Genomic DNA, 21,509 nt, shown 5'->3' on the forward strand with positions numbered 1-21,509 from the left:
ATTCATAGCAGTTCAAATGCACACGGCAATTAGACAAAGGCATTTGTTTCGCAAAGAATTGCAATTATGATGCAATCCGGTTATAGAGCGCCAATATCCCGGAAATCAGTGGTTGATACCACGCCCGCGACCCCGGCGCGGACGGACAGAAGGACTGTATCTATGGCTCAACAATTGCTCATGCCAAAAGCTACGGCTGTATGGCTGGTAGACAACACCGCGCTGTCGTTCGATCAGATCGCCACGTTCTGCAAACTGCATCCGCTCGAAGTCAAGGCAATCGCCGACGGTGAAGCGGCGCAGGGCATCAAGGGCCTCGACCCGATCGCGACCGGACAGCTTTCCCGCGACGAGATCGCCCGCGCTGAAGGCAACCCGAACCACAAGCTCAAGCTTTCCGAGCCAAAGGTTCGTGTGCCGGAATCCAAGCGCCGTGGCCCGCGCTACACGCCGGTTTCCAAGCGTCAGGATCGTCCGAACGCCATTCTCTGGCTGGTCCGCAATCATCCTGAGCTGAAGGACGCGCAGATTTCGCGTCTTGTTGGCACCACCAAATCCACCATCGAGCAGATCCGCGACCGTACCCACTGGAACTCGGCAAACCTCACCCCGATGGACCCGGTAACGCTTGGTCTCTGCAGCCAGATCGATCTCGATCTTGAAGTTGAACGCGCATCGCGCGGCCGCCCGCTGCCGACAGCAGAAGAGCTTGGCAACACGCTGCAGCCGGCAACGGCGACGGAAGGTCTGGATTACAACTTCCAGCGCGACGAAGAAGAAAAGCAGATCGACGCGGACGCCGTCTTCAAGAAGCTCAGCTCGTTGAAATCGGCTCCGAAGGACGAAGACGAGGACGATCACTACTGATCGAAAGTCTTTCCGTTTATGAAAACCCGGCCGCCGTGCCGGGTTTTTTGTTTTCAGAGCTTCAGGGCCTTTCCAGTAAACCGGCTATGCGCTTTACTGGAAATGCTCTAGCGGGCACCGAAGATTGCCGAGCCGACACGCACGCTGGTAGCGCCGAATTCTATCGCCGTCTCGAAGTCCCCCGACATGCCCATGGAGAGCTTCTCGAGGCCGCATTGTCTGGCAAGCTTCGCCAGAAGCGCAAAATGCGGACCGGGATTTTCATCCGCAGGCGGAATGCACATCAGGCCCTCGACCGACAATTTCAGCTCGTCCCGGCAAAAAGCCACGAAGGCGACGGTCTCGCGTGGATCGATGCCAGCCTTCTGTGGCTCCAGCCCGGTATTGACCTGCACATAAAAACGAAGGCTGCGGCCCTGTTTGACGCACTCCTCGGAAAGCGCACGGGCGATCTTTTCCCGATCAACGCTCTGTACGACGTCGAACAGCGCAACTGCATCCGCCGCCTTGTTGGATTGCAGCGGCCCGATCAGGTGCAGCTCTATACCCGATGTCTTTTCTTTAAGCGCAGGCCACTTGCCCAGCGCTTCCTGTACGCGGTTCTCGCCGAATACGCGCTGACCGCTATCGATCACCGGCTGGATCTCTTGCGCATCGAACGTCTTCGAGACGGCGACGAGAGAAACATCCGTCGCCTTGCGGCCGGACTTTTCCGCTGTCTCCGCTATGCGTTGCCTGACATCCTCAAGACGTGCTTCGATTTCCATCACAGGACCTCTATTTGTAACATTCTGAACGCTAACTAGACGCCGATTGCCTTGATGCCAAGCGGGTTTAGCACCATTTGAGGCACGCTGGCCAAGATTGAACGCCCGGAGGCCCCGCCAAACTTGACGCCCCGGTCGTTTCATGGTGAAGGTCAGCGCAAATTTTTCCCCTCGATACCCGGAATTCTAAACAATGGCCATCGAACGTTACAATCCTCGCGACGCCGAGCCGCGCTGGCAGCAGAAATGGAACGAAGACAAGGTTTTCGTGACCGACAACAGCGATCCGCGCGAGAAGTATTACGTTCTAGAGATGTTTCCCTACCCGTCGGGACGCATTCACATGGGCCACGTCCGCAACTACGCGATGGGCGATGTCGTTGCGCGCTACAAGCGCGCGCGCGGCTTCAACGTTCTGCACCCCATGGGCTGGGACGCCTTCGGCATGCCTGCCGAAAACGCGGCTATGCAGAACAAGGTTCACCCGAAGGACTGGACCTATCAGAACATCGCCACCATGCGTGGCCAGCTGAAATCCATGGGCCTGTCGCTGGACTGGACCCGCGAATTTGCGACTTGCGATGTGGAATATTACCACCGCCAGCAGGCGCTGTTCGTCGATTTCATGGAAAAGGGTCTGGTCTACCGCAAGCAGTCCAAGGTCAACTGGGATCCGGTCGACCATACCGTTCTGGCCAATGAGCAGGTCATCGACGGCCGCGGCTGGCGTTCCGGCGCGCTGGTCGAACAGCGCGAATTGACGCAGTGGTTCTTCCGAATCACCGATTTCAGCCAGGATCTGCTGGACGAGCTGGACACGCTGGATCAGTGGCCGGAAAAAGTACGCCTGATGCAGAAGAACTGGATCGGCCGCTCTGAAGGCCTTTCGCTGCGCTGGCAGACCGTTGCTGGCACAGTGCCGGAAGGCTTTGCCGATATCACCGTTTATACCACGCGTCCCGACACCCTGTTCGGCGCATCCTTCCTGGCAATCGCCGCCGACCATCCGCTGGCAAGAGAGCTGTCGGAGAAGAACCCTGATATTGCCGAGTTCTGCGACGAATGCCGCCGCCATGGCACGTCTCTCGCAGCGCTGGAAACAGCGGAAAAGAAGGGTATCGATACCGGCGTCAAGGTCGTACATCCGCTGGACCCGACGTGGGAACTGCCGGTCTATGTCGCCAACTTCGTGCTGATGGACTACGGCACCGGCGCGATATTCGGCTGCCCTTCGGGTGACCAGCGCGATCTGGATTTCGCCCGTAAATACGATTTGCCGGTGGTGGCCGTCGTGGCGCCGGAAGGCCCCGACGCTGCCAGCTTCACCATTGAAGACGTCGCCTTCACCGATGATGGCGTGATGATCAACTCCGGCTTCCTGAACGGCATGAACACGACTGACGCCTTTGAGGCGGTCGTGCAGAAGCTCTCTGCCCAGACGCTGGGCAACACGCCGCAGGCCGAGCGCAAGGTCAATTTCCGCCTGCGCGACTGGGGCATTTCCCGCCAGCGTTACTGGGGTTGCCCGATACCCGTCATCCATTGCGAAGTCTGCGGCGTAGTTCCGGTTCCGAAGAAGGACCTGCCGGTCAAGCTGCCCGACGACGTGACCTTCGACGTGCCCGGCAACCCACTGGATCGCCACCCCACATGGCGTCACGTTGCCTGCCCGCAATGCGGCCATGACGCACGCCGTGAAACCGACACGATGGACACATTCGTCGATTCCAGCTGGTACTACACGCGCTTCACCGCGCCTTGGGAAGATGAGCCGACGGATCCGAAGGCCGCAAACCACTGGCTGCCGGTGGACCAGTATATCGGCGGCATCGAGCATGCTATTCTGCACTTGCTCTATTCGCGCTTCTTCACCCGCGCCATGCGCGAGACCGGCCATGTCGGCGTCAAGGAGCCCTTCAAGGGCCTGTTCACGCAGGGCATGGTTGTGCACGAGACCTACAGCCACGGTGAAGGCCTGACCCGTGAATGGGTAGCGCCCGCCGACCTGCGCATCGAAGAGACTGACGGTGCCCGCCGTGCATTCCTCTTGTCCTCCGGTGCGGAAGTTAAGATCGGCTCGATCGAGAAGATGTCGAAGTCGAAGAAGAACGTGGTCGACCCGGATGACATCATCGCATCCTACGGTGCGGATACCGCTCGCTTCTTCGTCCTGTCGGATTCTCCGCCCGACCGCGACGTCATCTGGTCCGAAGCCGGTGTGGAAGGCTCAAACCGCTTCGTACAGCGCGTCTGGCGCATCATCGGCGAAGTTGCGACCGAGCTGAAGAGCGTCACGCCGAAGCCCGCGAGCGAGGGCGAGGGCCTGGCAGTATCCAAGGCGGCCCACAAGACGCTGAAGGCCGTTCAGGAGGATCTGGACAAGCTTGCCTTCAACAAGGCGATCGCCCGCATCTACGAACTGGTCAACGCGCTCGCAGCTCCGCTGGCGGATGTCGCGGCTGGTGGCAAGCCTGATGACGTCAAGGCGGCGGCGCGTGATGCCGTCGAAATCCTCATTCGCATCATTGCCCCCATGACGCCGCATCTGGCCGAAGAATGCTGGTCGGCGCTGGGCAACGAGGGTCTCGTCGCCCAGACGCCGTGGCCAACTTTTGTACCCTCGCTGGTCGAGGAAAACGATGTGGTCATGCCTGTTCAGGTCAACGGCAAGAAGCGCGGCGAATTGACAATCGCGCGCGATGCGGATCAAGATGCGGTCCGAGCGGCTGCCCTTGCGCTGGATGCCGTCAAATCCATTCTTGCCGGTGGCGAGCCCAAAAAAGTCATCGTGGTTCCGCAGAGGATTGTGAACATTGTTGTCTGACGTTTTTTCGAGATGGAGCCGCGTTGCGGCAGCAGTTTCCGTCGTGATGATGGCCGGTCTTCTGGCAGGCTGCCAGGTCCGCCCGCTTTACGGCGAGGCTTCCGGAACCAAGGAGAGACTGGCGGCTGTCAGCATCTCGAATGCCGGCGACCGGATAACGCAGGAAGTGCGCAATCAGCTGATCTTCCTGGTGTCCGGCGGTGCGGGTGAACCGGCTACGGCTCAGTACAACGTCAAGTTATCCGTAAGCTCGAGCGCCACGTCCACGGAAGTCGAGAACTACGATCTGACGACCCGTACCAACAGCAATTATAACGGCCCTTACCCAGGCCGTGTTGTGATGAACGGTAATTACGTCCTGACGCGTATTTCCGACGGCCAGATCCTGCGCTCCGCGCGGCGTAGCGTAACGGCGCAGGTGGATCTACCACAGCAGGAATTCGCCAAGATCAGGGCGATCCGCGACGCAGAAAACCGTGCGGCCCGGGAACTGGCTGAAATCATCCGTACCGATATCGCTGCCACCCTTGGCCGCTGAGAGCGGCGGCCGTGGCAGAGATAAAATCGCATGAATTTGAGCGCTTCGCCGAAAATCCGGCGGAGCGCTTTCGCATTTTCGTGCTCTACGGCCCGGATCGCGGCCTCGTGTCGGAGCGGGCCAACCTCATCGCCAAAAAGACCGGCATTGACCCGGATGACGCCTTTGCATCGTTGAAGCTGAGCGCATCCGACCTGCAGGGCGATCCCGGCCGCCTTCTCGACGAAGTGAACGCCATCGGCCTTTTCGGTGGCGAAAAACTCGTCTGGATCAAAAGTGCCTCGGCTGAAAAGGCGCTGGTGGATGCTCTCCAGATTCTGGCTGAGACGCCGCCCGAAGCTAGCTTTCTCATCATCGAGGCCGGCGACATTAAAAAAGGCACGGGCCTGCGCAAGATCGCAGAACCCGCTCGCTCTATCGCAGCAATCCCGTGTTATGCGGATGACGCCCGTTCGTTGAATGCGTTGATCGATCAGGAACTGTCTGCCGACAATCTGCGCATTGCCCCGGCCGCACGGCAGAGGCTGATCGAGCAGTTGGGCGGCGACCGGATTGCCTCGCGCAACGAGATCCGCAAGCTTGCGCTCTATTGCCGTGGCGCAGAGGTGATCGAGGAAGATGATGTGCTGGCAATCATCGGCGATGCCAGCACGGTTTCGGCTGACGACGCCGTCGATGCCATCCTGAAGGGCGACAGAAACGCCTTTTTCCACGCCACCCAGAAGATCGTCTCGTCGAAGACGCCGATCTTTCTCGTGCTTCAGGGATGCCTCAAGCAATTTCAGTTGCTGGATCAGATGCGCGCCGAAATGGATGAGAAAAAGCAGCAGGCCGGGCAGGTCATGCAAACGCTTGGACGCCACATCCATTTTCGCAGGAAACCGGTTATCGAAAGGGCGTTGCGAACCTGGCAGCCAGCGGCGATCGCCCGTGAGATGAACCGCCTGCAAGCGGCCATATTGCAAAGCCGCCAGCGCCAAAGCCTGGAAGACAGCGTGGCGCTTTTGACCCTGCTATCGACCACATTGCAATCAGGCCGCGGCGGATAACTCGCTGAACGTCGGCAAAAAGCCCTCACGCTGACGCTGCGAGGGCTTTTAAAATCATGATACCAAGGACACCAGTCGTTGAGAACTCAGTCGCCCTTACCCGGCTCGGCAGAGAAATAAAGCTCGAGCTTGCCTGTCACGCCATCCATTTCCTTGGCTTCCGGCAAGGGGTCGCGCTTGATGGTGATATTCGGCCAGATCGCCGCATATTCCGTATTCAGCTTCAGCCACTTGTCGAGACCCGGCTCAGTGTCGGGCTTGATCGCTTCGGCAGGACATTCCGGTTCGCACACACCACAATCGATGCATTCGTCAGGATTGATAGCGAGGAAATTTTCACCCTCGTAAAAGCAGTCGACAGGGCAGACTTCAACGCAATCGGTGTATTTGCAGCGGATGCAATTGTCGGTCACGACATATGTCATGATGAACTCCAGAATATGCAGGCCGGGTCTGTGGGCTTCGGAACACAAGCCGTCGCCCGGAATTCAGACAGGGCAATTTTGCAAGTGAGGTAATGCCTTTGCCTTCAGATAGCAAGGATAAACAATTCTGAAAAACCGCTAAGACTTGAAGGTTTATTCTATTCTTTGTTTCCGTCGCTGTCCGACAGGAACCTGTCGAGCGCCCTGCGCTCTTTTTTGGTGGGGCGACCGCTTCCCGGCTGACGTATCGCCTGCTCCAGCGGGCTCAGCCTGTCGGAAGGCTCGCGCGGCGGCGTCAGATCGTCGTAGAGAAGTTTGGCCTCTTCATAGGGTCCGCGCCGCTCGCCCCCGGATTTGACGACAAGCACCTTGTCCATGCGCTCGAAACCGATATCGAGCCTGTCACCGGCCTTTACCAGATGGCTGGGCTGGCGAATGGATACACCGTTGACCTTGACCTTGCCCGACTGAATGTAACTCTGGGCAAGTGAACGGGATTTGGCCATGCGGGCAAAGAACAGCCACTTGTCCAGACGCTGACGCGTGCTTTCGAGTGGCTGTTCGTTGCTCCCCATAGCTTACTTCTTCAGCTGCTCCTTGAGAGCAGCAAGCTTGGCGAAGGGCGAGTCCGGATCGATCGGCTTTTCCTTACGCGGCGGCTTGGCTTCGAAACGCTGCTGACCCTGCGGTTTCCCGCCACGGTCGTTGCGGTCCGGCCTGTCCTTGCGCTCCCCGCGATCCTGACGATCATTATTGCGGTTGTTGCCACGGTCGGGACGTCCGCCATCACGCTTACGCTCGCCGTCACCGCCACGATTGGCAGCCTCGCGATTTGCTCCGTCACGATTATCGCGACGGCCTTCGCCACGACGTTCACCCTGTTCGCGTGGCGCCTGATCGCGACCCTCGCCACGGCCTTGACCGCGGTTGCCGGGACGACGGTTTTCACCACGCTGGTTTTCGTTGCGACCACCCGGACGCCACAGAAGAACAGGCTTCGGCTCGGCAGCCTCGGCGCTTTCCGTCGGCGCAGCTTCGCTAACAGCAGCCTCTTGGCCCACAGCTTCCGCAACCGGCGCTTCTTCAGCAGCTTCGACAGTCGTCGTCTCGGGAACCTGCTCTTCCGAAGCCGGTTCCTCGTGTTCGGTCTCTGCGCTCTCGTCTTCCGTCACCGCTTCAGAAGCGGCCGGAGCGGCAGCACCGGTCTGGTTGGCGAGGAAGGCCTGCGCCTCTTCCGCCGTTACCTGATCGGCACGATAACCCAGACCCTTGAGGATTTCTTCCATGTCGTCGAGCGTTGCGCCGAGAATGGAAAGCATCGCGGTCGTCGTCGTGAAACGGCGGCCGTCATAAGCGCCTTCCGGACGCGGCTGCTGACCGGGCTTCCACTGCAACAGCGGACGGATGAGATCGGCCAGACGCTCGAGAATGTCGATACGCACGGCGCGCTTTCCGAGGAAACGGAAACCGGCGAGCTTGTAGAACATCCGCTCGAAGGTCGGGTCCGTCACGACAGAGGTGCGGCCGGCGGCCAGCACCGGAATGAGATCGCCGTAACCCGGCTTGCCGAGACCATCGTTCTTCAGCGCCCAGAGCAGCGTGACAAGCTCCGCCGGAGCGGGCTTGAGAAGCGCGGGCAGGAAGACGTGATAGGCGCCGAAACGCACGCCGTAGCGGCGCATGGAGGCACGCGCATCCTGATCCAGCGACTTCACGTCTTCGGTGACGTCACGGCGGAACAGGACACCGAGATTTTCGACCAGCTGGAACGCCAGCCCCTTCGCCAGACCCTGAAGGTCTTCGGCGCGCGAAATATCGTCCAGCGGCTTCAGCACGGTCGCAATCTGATGATTGACGAAACGTTCGACGCGCGCCAGCGCATGATCGCGGGCATTGCCGCTCAACTGCTCGTCGGCAAAGAGGATCACGCGCGGCTTCATGATATTGTCGCCTGCCGAAAGGCGGGCCACCGGTTCGCCCAACCAGCGAACCAGACCATCGGAGCTCAAAGCGAGATCACCGTTTCCGCTGGCGTGCAGACGCGCGGCACGCGCCTCGTATTCGAGCGCGAGCGCCTTCTGCGCAGCAGCCTGCACGGCCTTCTGATCCGGCCCTTCCATTCCCGGCACCGGCGTGAACCGGAACCCGGCCAACTGGCCGACGTGATGTCCTTCTACGAAGACATCACCATTTACACTGATTTCAGCTTCAAGCATCGCATTCTCTCTCAGGCGCCTCATGAGCACAGATGTCCTGCGATCAACAAAGCGTTTCGTCAACCTTTCATGTAGAGCATCGGACAATCGATCTTCGATTTCCCGCGTCTTTTCTTGCCAGTGTGTCGGATCGGCAAGCCATCCTGGGCGGTTCGATACATAAGTCCATGTTCTGATCTGCGCAATCCTTGCAGACAAGGTATCGATCTCTCCATCGGTACGATCGGCGCGGCGCACCTGTTCGCCCATGAAATCTTCGTTCACCGTGCCACGTTTTACCAGATCGAAATAGAGCGTTGAGATCAGATCAGCATGTTGAGCGGGCGCAATGCGGCGATAATCCGGAAGCGCGCAGGCCTCCCAGAGTTTTTCCACCCGCGCCTCCGTCGTCGCCACGTCGATGATTTCAGGGTAGCGCGACAGATATTCGAGCGCCTGCTGGTCGATCGCCGGCAAGGCCCGTGACAGTCCCTGGATCGCCGGGGCGGCTTCGAGGCTCAGACGCAGATTGGTGATGGAGGAAAAATCGAAATTTTTCGTCCGCCATTGCAGCACCTTCACCGAGTCGAACTGATGGGTTTCGATACGCTCCACCAACTCGTCGTCAAATGGATCAACGCGCCCCGTCACGCCAAAGGTGCCATCGCGAAGATGGCGGCCGGCGCGGCCGGCGATCTGGCCGATCTCGCCCGGATTGAGATTGCGGAACTGATAGCCGTCGAACTTGCGGTCCTGCGCAAAGGCGACATGATCGACATCAAGGTTGAGGCCCATGCCGATGGCATCCGTCGCCACGAGATATTCGACGTCGCCGGACTGGTAGAGCCCCACCTGCGCGTTGCGCGTACGCGGCGAAAGCGCGCCCATCACAACGGCTGCGCCACCACGCTGGCGGCGCACCAGCTCGGCAATGGCATAGACCTCTTCCGCCGAAAAGGCGACGATTGCCGTGCGTTGCGGCAGGCGGGTTATCTTCTTCTGGCCCGCATAAAAAAGCTGTGACAGGCGCGGACGTTCGACCACGGTAATTCCCGGCAGCAGCTTTTCGAGGATCGGACGCATCGTGCCCGCACCCAGAAGCAGCGTTTCCTCCCGCCCGCGCAGATGCAGCACGCGGTCGGTAAAGATATGCCCGCGCTCCAGATCACCGGCCAGCTGCACTTCATCGATGGCGACGAATGCGGCCGTTGTCTCGCGCGGCATGGCTTCCACCGTGCAGACGGAATATTTGGCTTTAGGAGGGGCGATCTTTTCTTCGCCGGTTATCAGCGCCACATTCGGCGCGCCCACCTTTTCGACAAGACGGGTATAGACCTCACGCGCCAGAAGGCGCAGCGGAAGGCCGATGACACCGTTGCCATGTGCCACCATGCGCTCGATGGCGTAATGGGTCTTGCCGGTATTGGTGGGGCCGAGAACGGCCGTGACACCGCGGCCGCTCAGGATCATGGGGCGAAAATTCAACGTACTATCCGTGAATCGACTTCATCTGCTTGCTGTACCGCCCGCCATTCACTGATACGGGCCGCACACGCAACACACATGGCAACGCCCGCCGACAAAGGCAATAGGCCTTGTCCGCAAAGTGGTAACAGGTCCTTCCCCGCCGGAATTTTCCTTTTTGATTCAGATACTTGAAATATTAAAAAGAATCCGGCGAAACCGGAATCGATTCGGATACGGAACAGTCTGCGAACGAATCAAATACGAATCGCTGACTCCAATGGATTCAGCTTTTGTTCTCCGCAACATCTGGTTGGCAGATGCCTGCCCTATACCAGATTGTGAATCCGGGTAAGTCCTTGTCCGGATTCAGCTTTGCGGCACCGGCTTCCGGCGGAAAATACCGGAATCGACTGTCAAGCGGCAATCGCTGAAAAGCCGCTCCGGCACAGGCAGGAACGGCAGTATCAGAGCGCCTCGCCGGCAAGCAGGCGCGGCGCGCCCGCATCTGTCGTACCGGCAGCCTGACCGATGAAATAGGATTGCAGACCCGGCAAACGATCGACCACACCCAGACCGAAATCACGCATGACGCGAATGGGACCAACATCATTGGAGAAAAGCCGGTTCAGCACATCCGTCGTCACACCCATCCGCAACGTGTCGAAACGCCGCCAGGACTGGTAACGATCGAGAACGTTGAGAGAGCCGATATCAAGGCCGAGACGGTCGGCCTCGACCACGGTTTCGGCCAGTGCCGCAACATCCTTGAAGCCGAGATTGAGGCCCTGACCGGAAATAGGGTGAATTCCATGCGCCGCATCGCCGGCAAGTGCAAAACGTGGCGCGACGAAGGAACGCGCCAGCGTCAAGCCCAGTGGAAAGGCGCGACGGGGACCGACGGGACGGACCGGACCGAGCTTGTGGCCGAACCGGCGTTCAAGTTCCTCCTCGAACATCAGATCGTCGGCAGCAACCAGCCTGTCGGCATCGGCCGTACGTTCGGTCCAGACAAGCGAGGAGCGGTTCCCTTTCAAGGGAAGCACGGCGAAAGGCCCCGACGGCAGAAAATGTTCCTCCGCGCAGCCCTCATGCGGCCGCTCGTGTTCAACGGTGGTGACGATCCCGGACTGATCGTAATTCCAGTGCACGGTTTTTATTCCTGCCATATCCCGCAAAGCCGAGCGGACCCCATCGCAGGCTATGAGCAGTCGCGCCTCAAGCGACGAGCCGTCGGAAAGTGAAATAGCCGTCGATTGCGGGCCGGCGGAAAAGCCGGAAACACTGAGACCATGGCGGATTTCGACGCCGAGGCGCTCACACAGGCCTCGCAGCGCACCCACCATCGCGACATTCGGGACCATATGAGCGAAGGGCCTGCCCTCCTCCACCGCGCCGTCGAATGTCAAAAACACCGGGCGAACCGGATCGGCGGTCTTCGAATCGGTGACGATCATCTTGTGGATCGGCTGGGCCTCCGGCTCGATCTCGTTCCATACGCCGAAAACGTCGAGCATGCGCGTGGCCGCCGCGATAATGGCGGAGGCGCGGACGTCCTTCTTCCAGACATCCTCGGGAGCGGCTTCAACCACCTGCACATTAAGATGTCCGGCTGCCTGCTTAATTGCGACAGCAACGGAAAGGCCGACATAACCGCCGCCTGCCACCACCACGTCCAGCATCGCGCTTCTCCTCAAATCTTGTGCACGCATCATCGGCGCACTATAGACCATGTGACGTCTTCCTACAGCCGGAGCAGGCCGAAAAAATGTCGCATCCCTCGCAAACGTCAGATCCGATGGCCAATCTGATCTCCACACTCGATCTCGAGAAGCTGGAAGAAAACCTGTTTCGGGGTGAAAGCCCGCAAATCGGCTGGCAGCGCGTTTTCGGCGGCCAGGTCATCGCGCAGGCATTGATCGCAGCTCAACGAACCGTGGATGACGACCGTTTCGTTCATTCACTGCATTCCTATTTCATGCGCCCCGGCGACCCGCTGGTGCCCATCCTCTACCAGGTGGAACGCATTCGCGACGGTGCAAGCTTCTGCACCCGGCGCGTGGTCGCCATCCAGCATGGCAAGGCGATCTTTTCCATGTCGGCGTCATTCCAGATCGTCGAGGACGGCTTCGATCATCAGATAAAAATGCCGGATGTGACGCCGCCCGAAAGGCTGATGAGTGAAGATGAGATGCAGGCGGCCTTCCTCGCCAACGCACCCGCTTCGATCCGCAAATACTGGAGCAACAAGCGCCCGATAGAGATCCGGCCGGTTTCGCTGACCCACTATATTTCGAAGGAAAAGCTGGAACCGCAGCAGGATATCTGGGTTCGCGCTGTCGGCGATGTGCCGGACGATCCACGTTTCCAGTCAGCCATTCTCGCTTATCTCTCGGATATGACGTTGCTCGACACGTCGCTCTATGCCCACGGAACGACAATCTTCGATCCGGCCATTCAGGTGGCGAGCCTCGATCACGCCATGTGGTTCCACCGTCCCTGCCGGCTGGACGACTGGCTGCTCTACACGCAAGACAGCCCCAGCGCCTCGGGAGCACGCGGTTTGACCCGTGGCAATATTTTCACCAGACAGGGTGAACTGATCGCCTCCGTCGCACAGGAAGGTTTGATCCGCAAAAGGGCAAATGCTTAAATAATGCGCTTTTTTAAAAAATCGCACATTTAATAGACGAAAATTGCGCCACCCAATGCCCGTTTTTCAGACGCCTGTCATATAATTACTATATTTCAATAACTTAGAGGCCGCATCAAAACTGGCACGCCCCTTGAATGTATGTCCGTAGTCGCTGTTACTGATCTGCCAGCGCGAGGAGAGTCGGCTCCGTGCCGAGGACAAACAAAGGATGGGAAACCAGATGAAAATTGTGATGGCCATTATCAAGCCGTTCAAGCTGGATGAAGTGCGCGAAGCGCTCACCGGCGTCGGCATCCAAGGCCTGACCGTGACCGAGGTAAAGGGTTACGGACGCCAGAAGGGACATACCGAGATTTATCGCGGCACGGAATATGCGGTGAGCTTTCTTCCCAAACTGAAGATCGAGATCGCGGTTGCATCAGACGTCGTCGACAAGGCTGTCGAGGCAATCGCGTCGGCTGCAAAAACCGGGCAGATCGGTGACGGCAAGATCTTCGTCTACTCTATCGAACAGGCCGTGCGCATCCGTACCGGCGAAACCAACACAGAAGCGCTTTGAAGCACGGCTGACAGGGAGTTTTCTAGCTATGCAACTCAACAAGTTTTCAACGCTCGGCAAACTGGGTGCCGGTGTGGCAGCCCTGATGGCCCCGGCAATCGCCTTTGCGCAGGATGCCGCGCCGGCAGTAGCAGCGGCGGCCCCCGTTCCGGAAAAAGCCGATACCGCATTCATGTATGTCGCGACGATCCTCGTGCTTTTCATGATCATTCCGGGTCTCGCCCTGTTTTATGGCGGCCTCGTGCGCACCAAGAACATGCTCTCCGTTCTCATGCAGTGCACGGTCATCGGCGCGGTCATGATGCTCGTCTGGGTAATCTACGGTTACTCCTTCGCCTTCGGCGGCGGCACCGGCCCGTATTTCGGCGGTTTCGGCAAGCTGTTTCTGTCCGGCGTTTCGCTTGACAGCACCTCGGCAACCTTCTCCCAGGGCGTCGTGATCTACGAATACACCTTCATCGCCTTCCAGATGACCTTTGCGGCCATCACGCCCGCGCTGATCATCGGTGCATTTGCGGAACGCGTGAAGTTCTCGGCAGTCATCCTGTTCACCATCCTGTGGGCCACCTTCGTGTACTTCCCGATCGCTCACATGGTCTGGGACGCGAACGGCCTGATCTTCGGCATGGGCGCACTCGACTTCGCCGGCGGCACCGTCGTTCACATCAATGCCGGTATCGCCGGTCTGATCGGCGCGATCATGGTCGGCAAGCGTACCGGCTTCGGCAAGGACATGATGGCCCCGCACTCCATGACGCTGACGCTGGTTGGCGCAGCCATGCTGTGGTTCGGCTGGTTCGGCTTCAACGCCGGCTCCAACCTCGAAGCATCTGGCGGTGCGGTTCTTGCAACCATGAACACCTTCCTCGCCACTGCAGCAGCCATCGTTTCCTGGTCGCTGGTTGAAAGCTTCACCCGCGGCAAGGCTTCCATGCTGGGCGCAGCTTCGGGCATGATCGCCGGCCTCGTCGCCGTAACGCCTGCGGCCGGTTCTGTTGGACCCATGGGCGCTATCGTTCTCGGCCTCATCGTCTCGCCGATCTGCTACTTCTTCGTCTCGGTTGTGAAGAACAAGTTCGGCTACGACGACACAGCTGACGTCTTCGGTGTCCACGGCATCGGCGGCATCATCGGCGCCCTCGGCACCGGCATTTTCACGTCGCCGCTGCTTGGCGGCACGGGCAAGGCGGACTTCTCCATCTCCTCGCAGCTCTGGACGCAGTTCGTTGCCGTCGCCATCACCATCGTATGGTGCGCAGTCGTCTCGGCAATCCTCTACAAGATCGTCGACGTGATCGTTGGTCTGCGGGTTCCGGTCGAAGCGGAACGCGAAGGTCTCGACCTTGCGACCCACGGCGAAGCCGCCTACCACTCCTGATATCCGGGAAAAGGGGTTCTCCATCCCCTCTCCCAAAAGAAGGCCCGCTTCGGCGGGCCTTTTCTTTGCCGCAAATCCGGAAGCGGCTTTTAAAAAACCGCATGGTTAACACGACATTAACCAGCAAGCTGTTAGTTTTCCCTGTCAATCCGGGATCTGGTCAACTGCCGGATCTTGCCGAAACCACAAAAACTACGGGTTCAGGGACATGGGCAGAATGAATTCTCCGACATTCGACGGTCGTCACACGCGTTTCGTGCTGACGGCGTTTTTCGTGCGGCAGGTCATGGCTCTTGCCGGTTTTGCCTTGCTTGCCACGATTGCGCTGGGGATTACCGCACTTGCCACATGGAACGTGGCGGACCCGAGCCTGTCCTATGCAACAGGCAACCAACCCACCAATCTTCTCGGTTACGGCGGCGCAATCTTCGCCGATATCGTGATGCAGTTCCTCGGCCTTTCCGCAATCATCGCGCTTTTGCCGGTGATTGCCTGGGCGATCGCCCTGATCGCCGGTCGCAAGTTCAACCGGATACCCGCCCGCCTCGTCGCCTGGATCGCCGGCGCCATCGTCTGCGCCGCCTCGCTCGGCTGTTTTCCCGCGCCCGTGACATGGCCGCTGCCGAACGGCATCGGTGGCGTCATCGGCGATATGATCCTGCGCTTCCCTGCTCTCTTCATCGGCGCTTACCCCACCGGCACGATTGCGACGGTGCTGGGCGCTATATTCGCTGCTCCCGCCGCCTTGATGATGCTGTTTGCCGCCGGTCTCGTGGGACGCCCGGAAGATGACCTGGAACAGGAGGAACGCGCGCCGGTCGCAAACAAGGCCCGTGCCACCCGTCAGGTCGAGGAAGAAGACGATGACGAGGGCGAAGGTTTCTTCGCCAATATTCTCGCCTTCGGCGCAATCGCACATTATTGGTACATCTCGCAGGCCCGCCTTCGCCGCCTGTTCGGCCTGAAGTCGAAATCCCTGCACGGCGAATTCGAACACCCTTACGATTTCAACGAATATGAATTCGGCACGCTGAACGAACCCTCCCGCCTCAAGACGGCGATCAACCGCCTCGACCAGCGCGCGGAACCGTCTTTCGAAGAACGCGCCGCATCCCGTCGCCAGATGTCGCCTCCCTCGATCGCGCCCGATCATGGTGCGGACGGGGACGACGAACCGTCGTTGGACGCAGACAATCGGCGATTGCCCAACGGCATTCTCTCGGACGACCACAGCCTGGACGAGAACGACCCGAAATTCGTGGCAAGACAGGCACCTGGGCGCGGCCAACCCAGAATAACCGCCCCTTCCGCACGCCCGAAGCCCAGCGAGCGCGTGGCAAGGGAAGCGCAGGCCTCCTTTATTGCCGCAGACGGTTTCCAGCTGCCCACCGTGCATCTTCTGGCGGAACCCAAGAACGTCGTTCGCGACCATACGCTGAACGAGGAAGTGCTGGAGCAGAATGCCCGCCTTCTGGAAGGGGTTCTCGAGGATTTCGGCGTCAAGGGTGAAATCATTCACGTCCGCCCGGGCCCGGTCGTCACGCTCTACGAACTGGAACCAGCACCCGGCATCAAATCCTCGCGCGTCATTGGCCTTGCCGATGACATCGCCCGCTCCATGAGCGCGATCGCCGCGCGCGTTGCCGTCGTGCCTGGCCGCAACGCCATTGGCATCGAGCTTCCAAACCAGACGCGTGAAACCGTGTTCCTGCGTGAACTGGTCGGCAGCCGCGACTTTGAAAACAGCAAGGCCAAGCTCGCCATGGCGCTCGGCAAGACCATCGGCGGCGAACCCGTCATCGCCGATCTTGCCAAAATGCCGCATCTTCTCGTTGCCGGTACCACGGGTTCGGGCAAGTCGGTCGCCATCAACACCATGATCCTGTCGCTGCTTTACCGCATGTCGCCGGAGCAATGCCGCCTGATCATGATCGACCCGAAAATGCTCGAACTATCGATCTATGACGGTATTCCGCATCTGCTCTCGCCCGTCGTTACCGATCCGAAAAAAGCTGTCGTGGCGCTGAAGTGGACGGTGCGCGAGATGGAGGAGCGCTACAAGAAGATGTCGAAGATCGGTGTGCGCAACATCGATGGCTTCAACAGCCGTGTGCAGCAGGCGATCGACAAGGGCGAAATCCTCACCCGCACGGTGCAGACCGGCTTCGACCGCCAGACCGGCGAGGCAATGTACGAGACGGAAGAATTCGACCTGAAGCCCCTGCCCTATATCGTCGTCATTATCGACGAAATGGCGGATCTTATGATGGTGGCAGGCAAGGATATCGAAGGTGCCGTACAGCGCCTCGCTCAGATGGCGCGTGCCGCTGGCATCCATGTCATCATGGCAACCCAGCGCCCGTCCGTCGACGTCATCACCGGAACCATCAAGGCGAACTTCCCGACCCGCATCTCCTTCCAGGTAACGTCGAAGATCGACAGCCGCACCATTTTGGGCGAACAGGGCGCCGAACAGCTGCTCGGCATGGGCGATATGCTCTATATGGCCGGTGGCGGCCGCATTCAGCGCGTGCACGGTCCCTTCGTTTCCGACAATGAAGTGGAAGAGATCGTCGCCTATCTCAAGACGCAAGGCACGCCGGAATATCTGGAAGCGATCACCGAGGAAGACGATGAGGAAGGCAATGGCGGCGGCCCGGCCGGCGCCGGCAATTTCTCCGATTCGGAAGACCCCTATGATCAGGCCGTGGCTGTCGTGCTGAGGGACGGCAAGGCCTCCACTTCCTACGTCCAGCGGCGTCTCGGCATCGGCTACAACCGCGCCGCCTCGCTGATCGAACGCATGGAGCAGGAAGGCATCATCGGCCCCGCCAATCATGCCGGAAAACGCGAAATACTCGTACCAACGGAAGCAGACATCATCGAGCGGTAATGCCCGTCGCCCAAAAGGCTGTCGTGGTTTCGGGATAACGACATGCGTGAGGCGAAGACGGCAACCAAGCGGGGCGAAGAAGCGTTAATACACGCTTTCAACGTCATGAAGCCGCCGCCTTTATGCGGAAAATCGCTGCGATGAAGGAGAACAGAATGAACGACCTCACCACCGGCGAGATTGCCACCGCAAACACACCAGAGAACGGCGTGACGCGACGTGGCGTGCTGACGGCGTTTTCCATGGCTGCGGTCATGGCCGGCCTGTCGCCGCTCAACGCATTTGCTCAGGCTGCCGGTAACAGCGCGACCGCGCAGAAAATTGCCAATCACTTCTCGTCGGTCAAAACCATGATGGGAGAGTTTGTCCAGTTTGGCCCGCGCGGTGAACAGACCGGCGGCAAATTTTACATCGAACGGCCCGGCAAGCTTCGCTTCAATTATGAAGACCCCTCGCCCATGCGGGTCATCTCCGACGGCAAGAATGTCGTCATCGGCAACATGAAGCTGAAGACATGGGATTTATATCCACTGTCAAAGACCCCGCTCAGCCTGCTTTTGTCCGACAAGATCGATCTGAGCAACCAGAAGGTCCGGAACGTGAAGGAAGAGTCGGACCTGACCACCATCGTACTGGGTGACAAGAGCGTGTTCGGCGATTCCACCATTACCCTGATGTTTGACCCGAAAACCTTCGATCTGAGGCAATGGACGACGACCGATGCCCAGAACAAGGACACGACTGTCATGATCTTCAACGTGCAGACGGGCGTTAACCTCGACGAACGCGTTTTCAACATCAACTACGAAGAAGTCCGCAAACGCGGCTAAAGGCCGGGCGGTCCACGGCGACAGTTCAAAAGGCGGCCCTGCGGTCGCCTTTTTTATTTTGCCGCTAAAATGCATTCCCGTTTTCATCGCGATGTTATAAGCCTGCGCCCCGGAAACATGCCTCGAAACAATCGGCTTCGAGGCTATAGAAGCGGAGCACATGCATGTCGTTTTCGATAACCACCTGGAACATCAACTCGGTCAGGCTCAGAATGCCGATCGTGGAGCAGTTTCTGGTGCGTTACAAACCCGACATTCTCTGCCTGCAGGAAACGAAATGCCCGAATGGCGAGTTTCCGATGAAGCCGCTGAAGGCGCTCGGTTACGAGCACGTCATCATCCATGGCCAGAAGGGCTATCACGGTGTGGCGATCGCTTCGAAAATTCCGCTGACAGAAGATCACCGTCAGGACTATTGCGGTATAGGCGATGCACGACACATTTCGGCGATTTTTCAGGTTGGATCGCGCCGCATACGGCTGCATAATTTTTATGTTCCGGCTGGCGGTGACGAACCCGACCGGTCGATAAACCCGAAATTCGGCCACAAGCTGGATTTCATCGAAGAGATGAAGGCGCTTCGCGCCGACGGCGTGCCCGGCACCTCGTCCATTCTCGTGGGCGACCTCAACATCGCGCCGCTTGAAAATGACGTCTGGTCGCACAAGCAACTGCTGAAGATCGTTAGCCATACGCCGGTGGAAACCGACGGCATGCTCGATATCATGAAGAAGGGCAACTGGCTCGACCTGATGCGGCTGAACGTGCCTGATAGTGAAAAGATTTATACCTGGTGGAGCTACCGCGCCAAGGATTGGGAAGCCGCAGACCGTGGCCGCCGTCTCGACCATATCTGGTCGTCGCAGGATCTCGGCCCCTCGCTTGAAAAGATCGATATCTTGCGCGAAGCACGCGGCTGGAACCGGCCATCCGACCACGTTCCGGTTACGGCCCATTTCCGTTTCTGAAGCGCTGGCTCTTTAAAATCAGGAGAAGCGGTTCTGCAAACGGGCCGCGCCCGCCGCGAGTGCGGCGATGTTATCGCGAATGCGTGCTGACACGATATCGGCAACCTCCGGAAACTCCTCCACCAGCCGGTGAAAGAGAATGCGCGTTATCCGGATGACCTCGGAATCCTCCGCGGCAATGGCGGTAAATTTTCTCTCACAGAGCGTGAAAAGCGCCAGCTCCGAAAGAAGCGCTCCCTTGCCCGGTGTCGCCTGCAACGCGGGTTTTCCATCCCGCCCGGCCGTAAATAGCTCGAAATGGCCTGACGTCACCGCGAAGGCGCACTCGGCCGGGGAATGTTCCCGGAACAAAGTCTGACCCGCCGCCACGCGGCGGCGTTCCGCGCCGAAGGCGATCAGCCGCAACTGATCGTCGCTGAAGCCCGCAAACAACGGCACTTGCCCCAGAAGCATGATGTCATCCGTCAAGGCCATGTCGATTGCTACTCCAGAAAACCGCCTGCACCACTATAGCGGTTTTCGGATATCGGCCTTCAAAATACAAGATGTTAGAATATTCTGCGTCCTCTCGGACGCAGAAAGGGCGTTCGTTCAGGGAACGATCTTGTATCCGCCGTTCTCTGTCACCAGAATTTCGGCATTGGAGGGGTCTCGCTCTATCTTCTGGCGCAGACGATACACATGCGTTTCGAGCGTATGCGTCGTCACTCCGGAATTATAACCCCAGACCTCTTCCAACAAGACGTCGCGGGTAACGACGGCGCTCCCGGCGCGGTACAGATAACGGATGATCGCCGCTTCCTTTTCCGTCAGCCGGATTTTTTTGCCGTCTTCAGTTGTCAGCAGCTTCTGGCTGGGTTTGAACTGATAGGGGCCAACGGTGAAAACCGCATCTTCGCTCTGCTCGTATTGACGCAGCTGCGCCCGGATGCGGGCCAGAAGGACGGCGAAGCGGAATGGCTTCGTCACATAATCATTGGCGCCCGCTTCGAGACCGAGAATAGTGTCGGAATCGGTATCGTGGCCGGTCAGCATGATGATCGGTGCCTTGAAGCCACCCTTGCGCAGCAGCTTCACCGCCTCTCGGCCATCCATGTCAGGGAGGCCGACATCCATGATCAGAAGATCGACCTGGGCAGTCTTTGCGGTCTGCATCGCCTGCGCAGCGTTTGCGCCGCTCAGAAGCGAGAATTCCTCATAGGGAGATAGTTGCTCAGTCAGCGTCTCCCGAAGATCGTCGTCGTCGTCCACCAAAAGGATAGTGCGAGCCGTCATTCGGATTCTCAGCCTTTCTTACTTTAGCGCATCGGCCCAAAAATCGCCGTTGATTTTCGGAAATCGCAATGCGTAGTTTAAAAGAGTTAGAGCATCCATTGTGCCTCCGAAATAAGGCACGGCGCTCTAATTGTCAGCCAATTCAGCGGTTTGCCGATAAAAGGTCAACCCATTGCCATGATATTACGAAGTGCTATGACTTCACGTTAGATAACCTGCAAAGCAAAATCTCGTGAAAAACATGAGCAGACAGCCCGTAAAGCAACATAAACGCGCATCGACGCTCATGGTTCGGCCGGCGCCTTTGAAAATAAGCCGGGCCATCGTTCAGCTCGGGCATCTCACCTTTCCCGCAGCGATCGGGCGCAACGGCCGTACCGTGCTCAAACGCGAGGGAGATGGAAAGTCACCGATTTCCGTCACGCGCCTGCTGCACGGATTTTATCGCGGCGACCGAACCCCCGCCATCGCCACGACATTGCCGATGCAACGGACGCAGCAATCCATGCTTTGGTGCGACGAGCCACGCAGCGCCAGTTACAACAGGTTGGTCAAGTCCCCTTTCGCAATGAGCCACGAGGAGATGATGCGAAAGGACGGCCTTTATGACGTTTGCCTCGTCCTCGATTGGAACATCACGTCGAGGAGTCGGAACCGCGGTTCGGCAATCTTCATGCACATGATCCGCCCGGGATATGAGCCGACCGCCGGCTGCGTCGCTCTCCATCCCCGCGACATGAGGCGCATTCTGCCTCATATGCGCAAGGGTACGAAAATTCGCATTCTGTAGATCAGGCACAAAAAAACCCGCCATTCTTGGC

General features: G+C 58.8%; 18 protein-coding genes. 11 read left to right on the plus strand and 7 right to left on the minus strand.

Going from position 1 to position 21,509, the window contains the following annotated elements:
- Nucleotides 1-162 precede the first annotated feature (162 nt).
- Complete coding sequence (locus tag ACZ5A6_RS12220; protein ID WP_003516519.1) at nucleotides 163-867, plus strand: DUF1013 domain-containing protein; 705 nt, start codon at nucleotides 163-165, stop codon at nucleotides 865-867.
- A 107-nt stretch (nucleotides 868-974) separates the two neighbouring features.
- On the opposite strand, the gene ACZ5A6_RS12225 is transcribed toward ACZ5A6_RS12220, so the two are convergent.
- Nucleotides 975-1,634 (minus strand): YggS family pyridoxal phosphate-dependent enzyme, encoded by a 660-nt coding sequence (locus ACZ5A6_RS12225; protein ID WP_174060547.1) that lies wholly within the window; start codon nucleotides 1,632-1,634, stop codon nucleotides 975-977.
- Nucleotides 1,635-1,827: 193 nt separating this feature from the next.
- Here ACZ5A6_RS12225 and leuS point away from each other — a divergent pair, with 193 nt between their 5' ends.
- From leuS to holA, 3 genes are read left to right on the plus strand one after another with little or no spacing between them, the layout of a single operon-like run.
- Entirely contained in the window at nucleotides 1,828-4,458 is a 2,631-nt protein-coding gene (gene leuS / locus ACZ5A6_RS12230; RefSeq protein WP_003516514.1) for a leucine--tRNA ligase, read from the plus strand.
- 46 nt (nucleotides 4,459-4,504) lie between these two features.
- Nucleotides 4,505-4,996: an LPS assembly lipoprotein LptE gene (gene lptE, locus ACZ5A6_RS12235; protein ID WP_003516512.1), complete on the plus strand. Its 492-nt coding sequence runs from the start codon at nucleotides 4,505-4,507 to the stop codon at nucleotides 4,994-4,996.
- An 11-nt stretch (nucleotides 4,997-5,007) separates the two neighbouring features.
- Entirely contained in the window at nucleotides 5,008-6,045 is a 1,038-nt protein-coding gene (holA, locus tag ACZ5A6_RS12240; protein WP_111799147.1) for a DNA polymerase III subunit delta, read from the plus strand.
- A gap of 86 nt (nucleotides 6,046-6,131) precedes the next feature.
- Here the strand turns inward: holA and fdxA are convergent, their stop codons facing one another.
- From fdxA to ACZ5A6_RS12260, 4 genes are all read right to left on the minus strand, one after another.
- A complete protein-coding gene (gene fdxA / locus ACZ5A6_RS12245; RefSeq protein ID WP_003516508.1) occupies nucleotides 6,132-6,470 on the minus strand; it encodes a ferredoxin FdxA in 339 nt (112 codons plus the stop codon).
- Between the two features lie 158 nt (nucleotides 6,471-6,628).
- Complete coding sequence (locus ACZ5A6_RS12250) at nucleotides 6,629-7,045, minus strand: RNA-binding S4 domain-containing protein (protein ID WP_003516506.1); 417 nt, start codon at nucleotides 7,043-7,045, stop codon at nucleotides 6,629-6,631.
- Nucleotides 7,046-7,048: 3 nt separating this feature from the next.
- A complete protein-coding gene (locus tag ACZ5A6_RS12255) occupies nucleotides 7,049-10,135 on the minus strand; it encodes a helicase-related protein (RefSeq protein ID WP_025594635.1) in 3,087 nt (1,028 codons plus the stop codon).
- 461 nt (nucleotides 10,136-10,596) lie between these two features.
- Nucleotides 10,597-11,811 carry a ubiquinone biosynthesis hydroxylase gene (locus tag ACZ5A6_RS12260; protein ID WP_464110949.1) on the minus strand — a complete coding sequence of 405 codons (1,215 nt, stop codon included), beginning with the start codon at nucleotides 11,809-11,811 and terminating at the stop codon, nucleotides 10,597-10,599.
- 86 nt (nucleotides 11,812-11,897) lie between these two features.
- Between ACZ5A6_RS12260 and tesB the strand changes: the two genes are divergently transcribed.
- The 6 genes from tesB to ACZ5A6_RS12290 all read left to right on the plus strand — a co-directional run bounded on the left by tesB (nucleotide 11,898) and on the right by ACZ5A6_RS12290 (nucleotide 19,413).
- The gene (gene tesB, locus ACZ5A6_RS12265; protein WP_026330899.1) at nucleotides 11,898-12,782 is read left to right on the plus strand and encodes an acyl-CoA thioesterase II; all 885 of its coding nucleotides are present in this window, start codon (nucleotides 11,898-11,900) and stop codon (nucleotides 12,780-12,782) included.
- Nucleotides 12,783-12,993: 211 nt separating this feature from the next.
- Entirely contained in the window at nucleotides 12,994-13,344 is a 351-nt protein-coding gene (locus tag ACZ5A6_RS12270; protein ID WP_019565993.1) for a P-II family nitrogen regulator, read from the plus strand.
- Between the two features lie 28 nt (nucleotides 13,345-13,372).
- On the plus strand, nucleotides 13,373-14,722 hold the full coding sequence (locus ACZ5A6_RS12275) for an ammonium transporter (RefSeq protein WP_003516494.1): 1,350 nt from the start codon (nucleotides 13,373-13,375) through the stop codon (nucleotides 14,720-14,722).
- Nucleotides 14,723-14,939: 217 nt separating this feature from the next.
- The gene (locus ACZ5A6_RS12280; RefSeq protein WP_162719759.1) at nucleotides 14,940-17,615 is read left to right on the plus strand and encodes a DNA translocase FtsK; all 2,676 of its coding nucleotides are present in this window, start codon (nucleotides 14,940-14,942) and stop codon (nucleotides 17,613-17,615) included.
- Between the two features lie 155 nt (nucleotides 17,616-17,770).
- Complete coding sequence (locus tag ACZ5A6_RS12285) at nucleotides 17,771-18,445, plus strand: outer membrane lipoprotein carrier protein LolA (protein WP_013636963.1); 675 nt, start codon at nucleotides 17,771-17,773, stop codon at nucleotides 18,443-18,445.
- 164 nt (nucleotides 18,446-18,609) lie between these two features.
- On the plus strand, nucleotides 18,610-19,413 hold the full coding sequence (locus tag ACZ5A6_RS12290) for an exodeoxyribonuclease III (protein ID WP_013636964.1): 804 nt from the start codon (nucleotides 18,610-18,612) through the stop codon (nucleotides 19,411-19,413).
- An 18-nt stretch (nucleotides 19,414-19,431) separates the two neighbouring features.
- Here the strand turns inward: ACZ5A6_RS12290 and ACZ5A6_RS12295 are convergent, their stop codons facing one another.
- Both ACZ5A6_RS12295 and ACZ5A6_RS12300 read right to left on the minus strand, forming a co-directional pair.
- Nucleotides 19,432-19,887, minus strand: a complete 456-nt coding sequence (locus tag ACZ5A6_RS12295) for a cyclic nucleotide-binding domain-containing protein (RefSeq protein ID WP_003516486.1) — start codon at nucleotides 19,885-19,887, stop codon at nucleotides 19,432-19,434.
- Nucleotides 19,888-20,004: 117 nt separating this feature from the next.
- Nucleotides 20,005-20,688, minus strand: coding sequence for a response regulator transcription factor (locus ACZ5A6_RS12300; protein ID WP_003492637.1), 684 nt, complete (start codon nucleotides 20,686-20,688; stop codon nucleotides 20,005-20,007).
- A gap of 286 nt (nucleotides 20,689-20,974) precedes the next feature.
- Here ACZ5A6_RS12300 and ACZ5A6_RS12305 point away from each other — a divergent pair, with 286 nt between their 5' ends.
- Nucleotides 20,975-21,478: a L,D-transpeptidase family protein gene (locus ACZ5A6_RS12305; RefSeq protein WP_174060585.1), complete on the plus strand. Its 504-nt coding sequence runs from the start codon at nucleotides 20,975-20,977 to the stop codon at nucleotides 21,476-21,478.
- Nucleotides 21,479-21,509 lie beyond the last annotated feature (31 nt).

The sequence above is a fragment of the Agrobacterium sp. 6Ca8 genome (assembly GCF_055382765.1).

Coding starts and splice junctions, on each gene's coding strand:
- ACZ5A6_RS12220 (WP_003516519.1), top strand. CDS start 163: ATGGCTCAACAATTGCTCATGCCAAAAGCTACGGCTGTATGGCTGGTA.
- ACZ5A6_RS12225 (WP_174060547.1), bottom strand. CDS start 1,634: ATGGAAATCGAAGCACGTCTTGAGGATGTCAGGCAACGCATAGCGGAG.
- leuS (WP_003516514.1), top strand. CDS start 1,828: ATGGCCATCGAACGTTACAATCCTCGCGACGCCGAGCCGCGCTGGCAG.
- lptE (WP_003516512.1), top strand. CDS start 4,505: ATGATGGCCGGTCTTCTGGCAGGCTGCCAGGTCCGCCCGCTTTACGGC.
- fdxA (WP_003516508.1), bottom strand. CDS start 6,470: ATGACATATGTCGTGACCGACAATTGCATCCGCTGCAAATACACCGAT.
- ACZ5A6_RS12250 (WP_003516506.1), bottom strand. CDS start 7,045: ATGGGGAGCAACGAACAGCCACTCGAAAGCACGCGTCAGCGTCTGGAC.
- ACZ5A6_RS12255 (WP_025594635.1), bottom strand. CDS start 10,135: ATGATCCTGAGCGGCCGCGGTGTCACGGCCGTTCTCGGCCCCACCAAT.
- ACZ5A6_RS12260 (WP_464110949.1), bottom strand. CDS start 11,811: ATGCTGGACGTGGTGGTGGCAGGCGGCGGTTATGTCGGCCTTTCCGTT.
- tesB (WP_026330899.1), top strand. CDS start 11,898: ATGTCGCATCCCTCGCAAACGTCAGATCCGATGGCCAATCTGATCTCC.
- ACZ5A6_RS12270 (WP_019565993.1), top strand. CDS start 12,994: ATGGGAAACCAGATGAAAATTGTGATGGCCATTATCAAGCCGTTCAAG.
- ACZ5A6_RS12275 (WP_003516494.1), top strand. CDS start 13,373: ATGCAACTCAACAAGTTTTCAACGCTCGGCAAACTGGGTGCCGGTGTG.
- ACZ5A6_RS12280 (WP_162719759.1), top strand. CDS start 14,940: ATGAATTCTCCGACATTCGACGGTCGTCACACGCGTTTCGTGCTGACG.
- ACZ5A6_RS12285 (WP_013636963.1), top strand. CDS start 17,771: ATGAACGACCTCACCACCGGCGAGATTGCCACCGCAAACACACCAGAG.
- ACZ5A6_RS12290 (WP_013636964.1), top strand. CDS start 18,610: ATGTCGTTTTCGATAACCACCTGGAACATCAACTCGGTCAGGCTCAGA.
- ACZ5A6_RS12295 (WP_003516486.1), bottom strand. CDS start 19,887: ATGGCCTTGACGGATGACATCATGCTTCTGGGGCAAGTGCCGTTGTTT.
- ACZ5A6_RS12300 (WP_003492637.1), bottom strand. CDS start 20,688: ATGACGGCTCGCACTATCCTTTTGGTGGACGACGACGACGATCTTCGG.
- ACZ5A6_RS12305 (WP_174060585.1), top strand. CDS start 20,975: ATGGTTCGGCCGGCGCCTTTGAAAATAAGCCGGGCCATCGTTCAGCTC.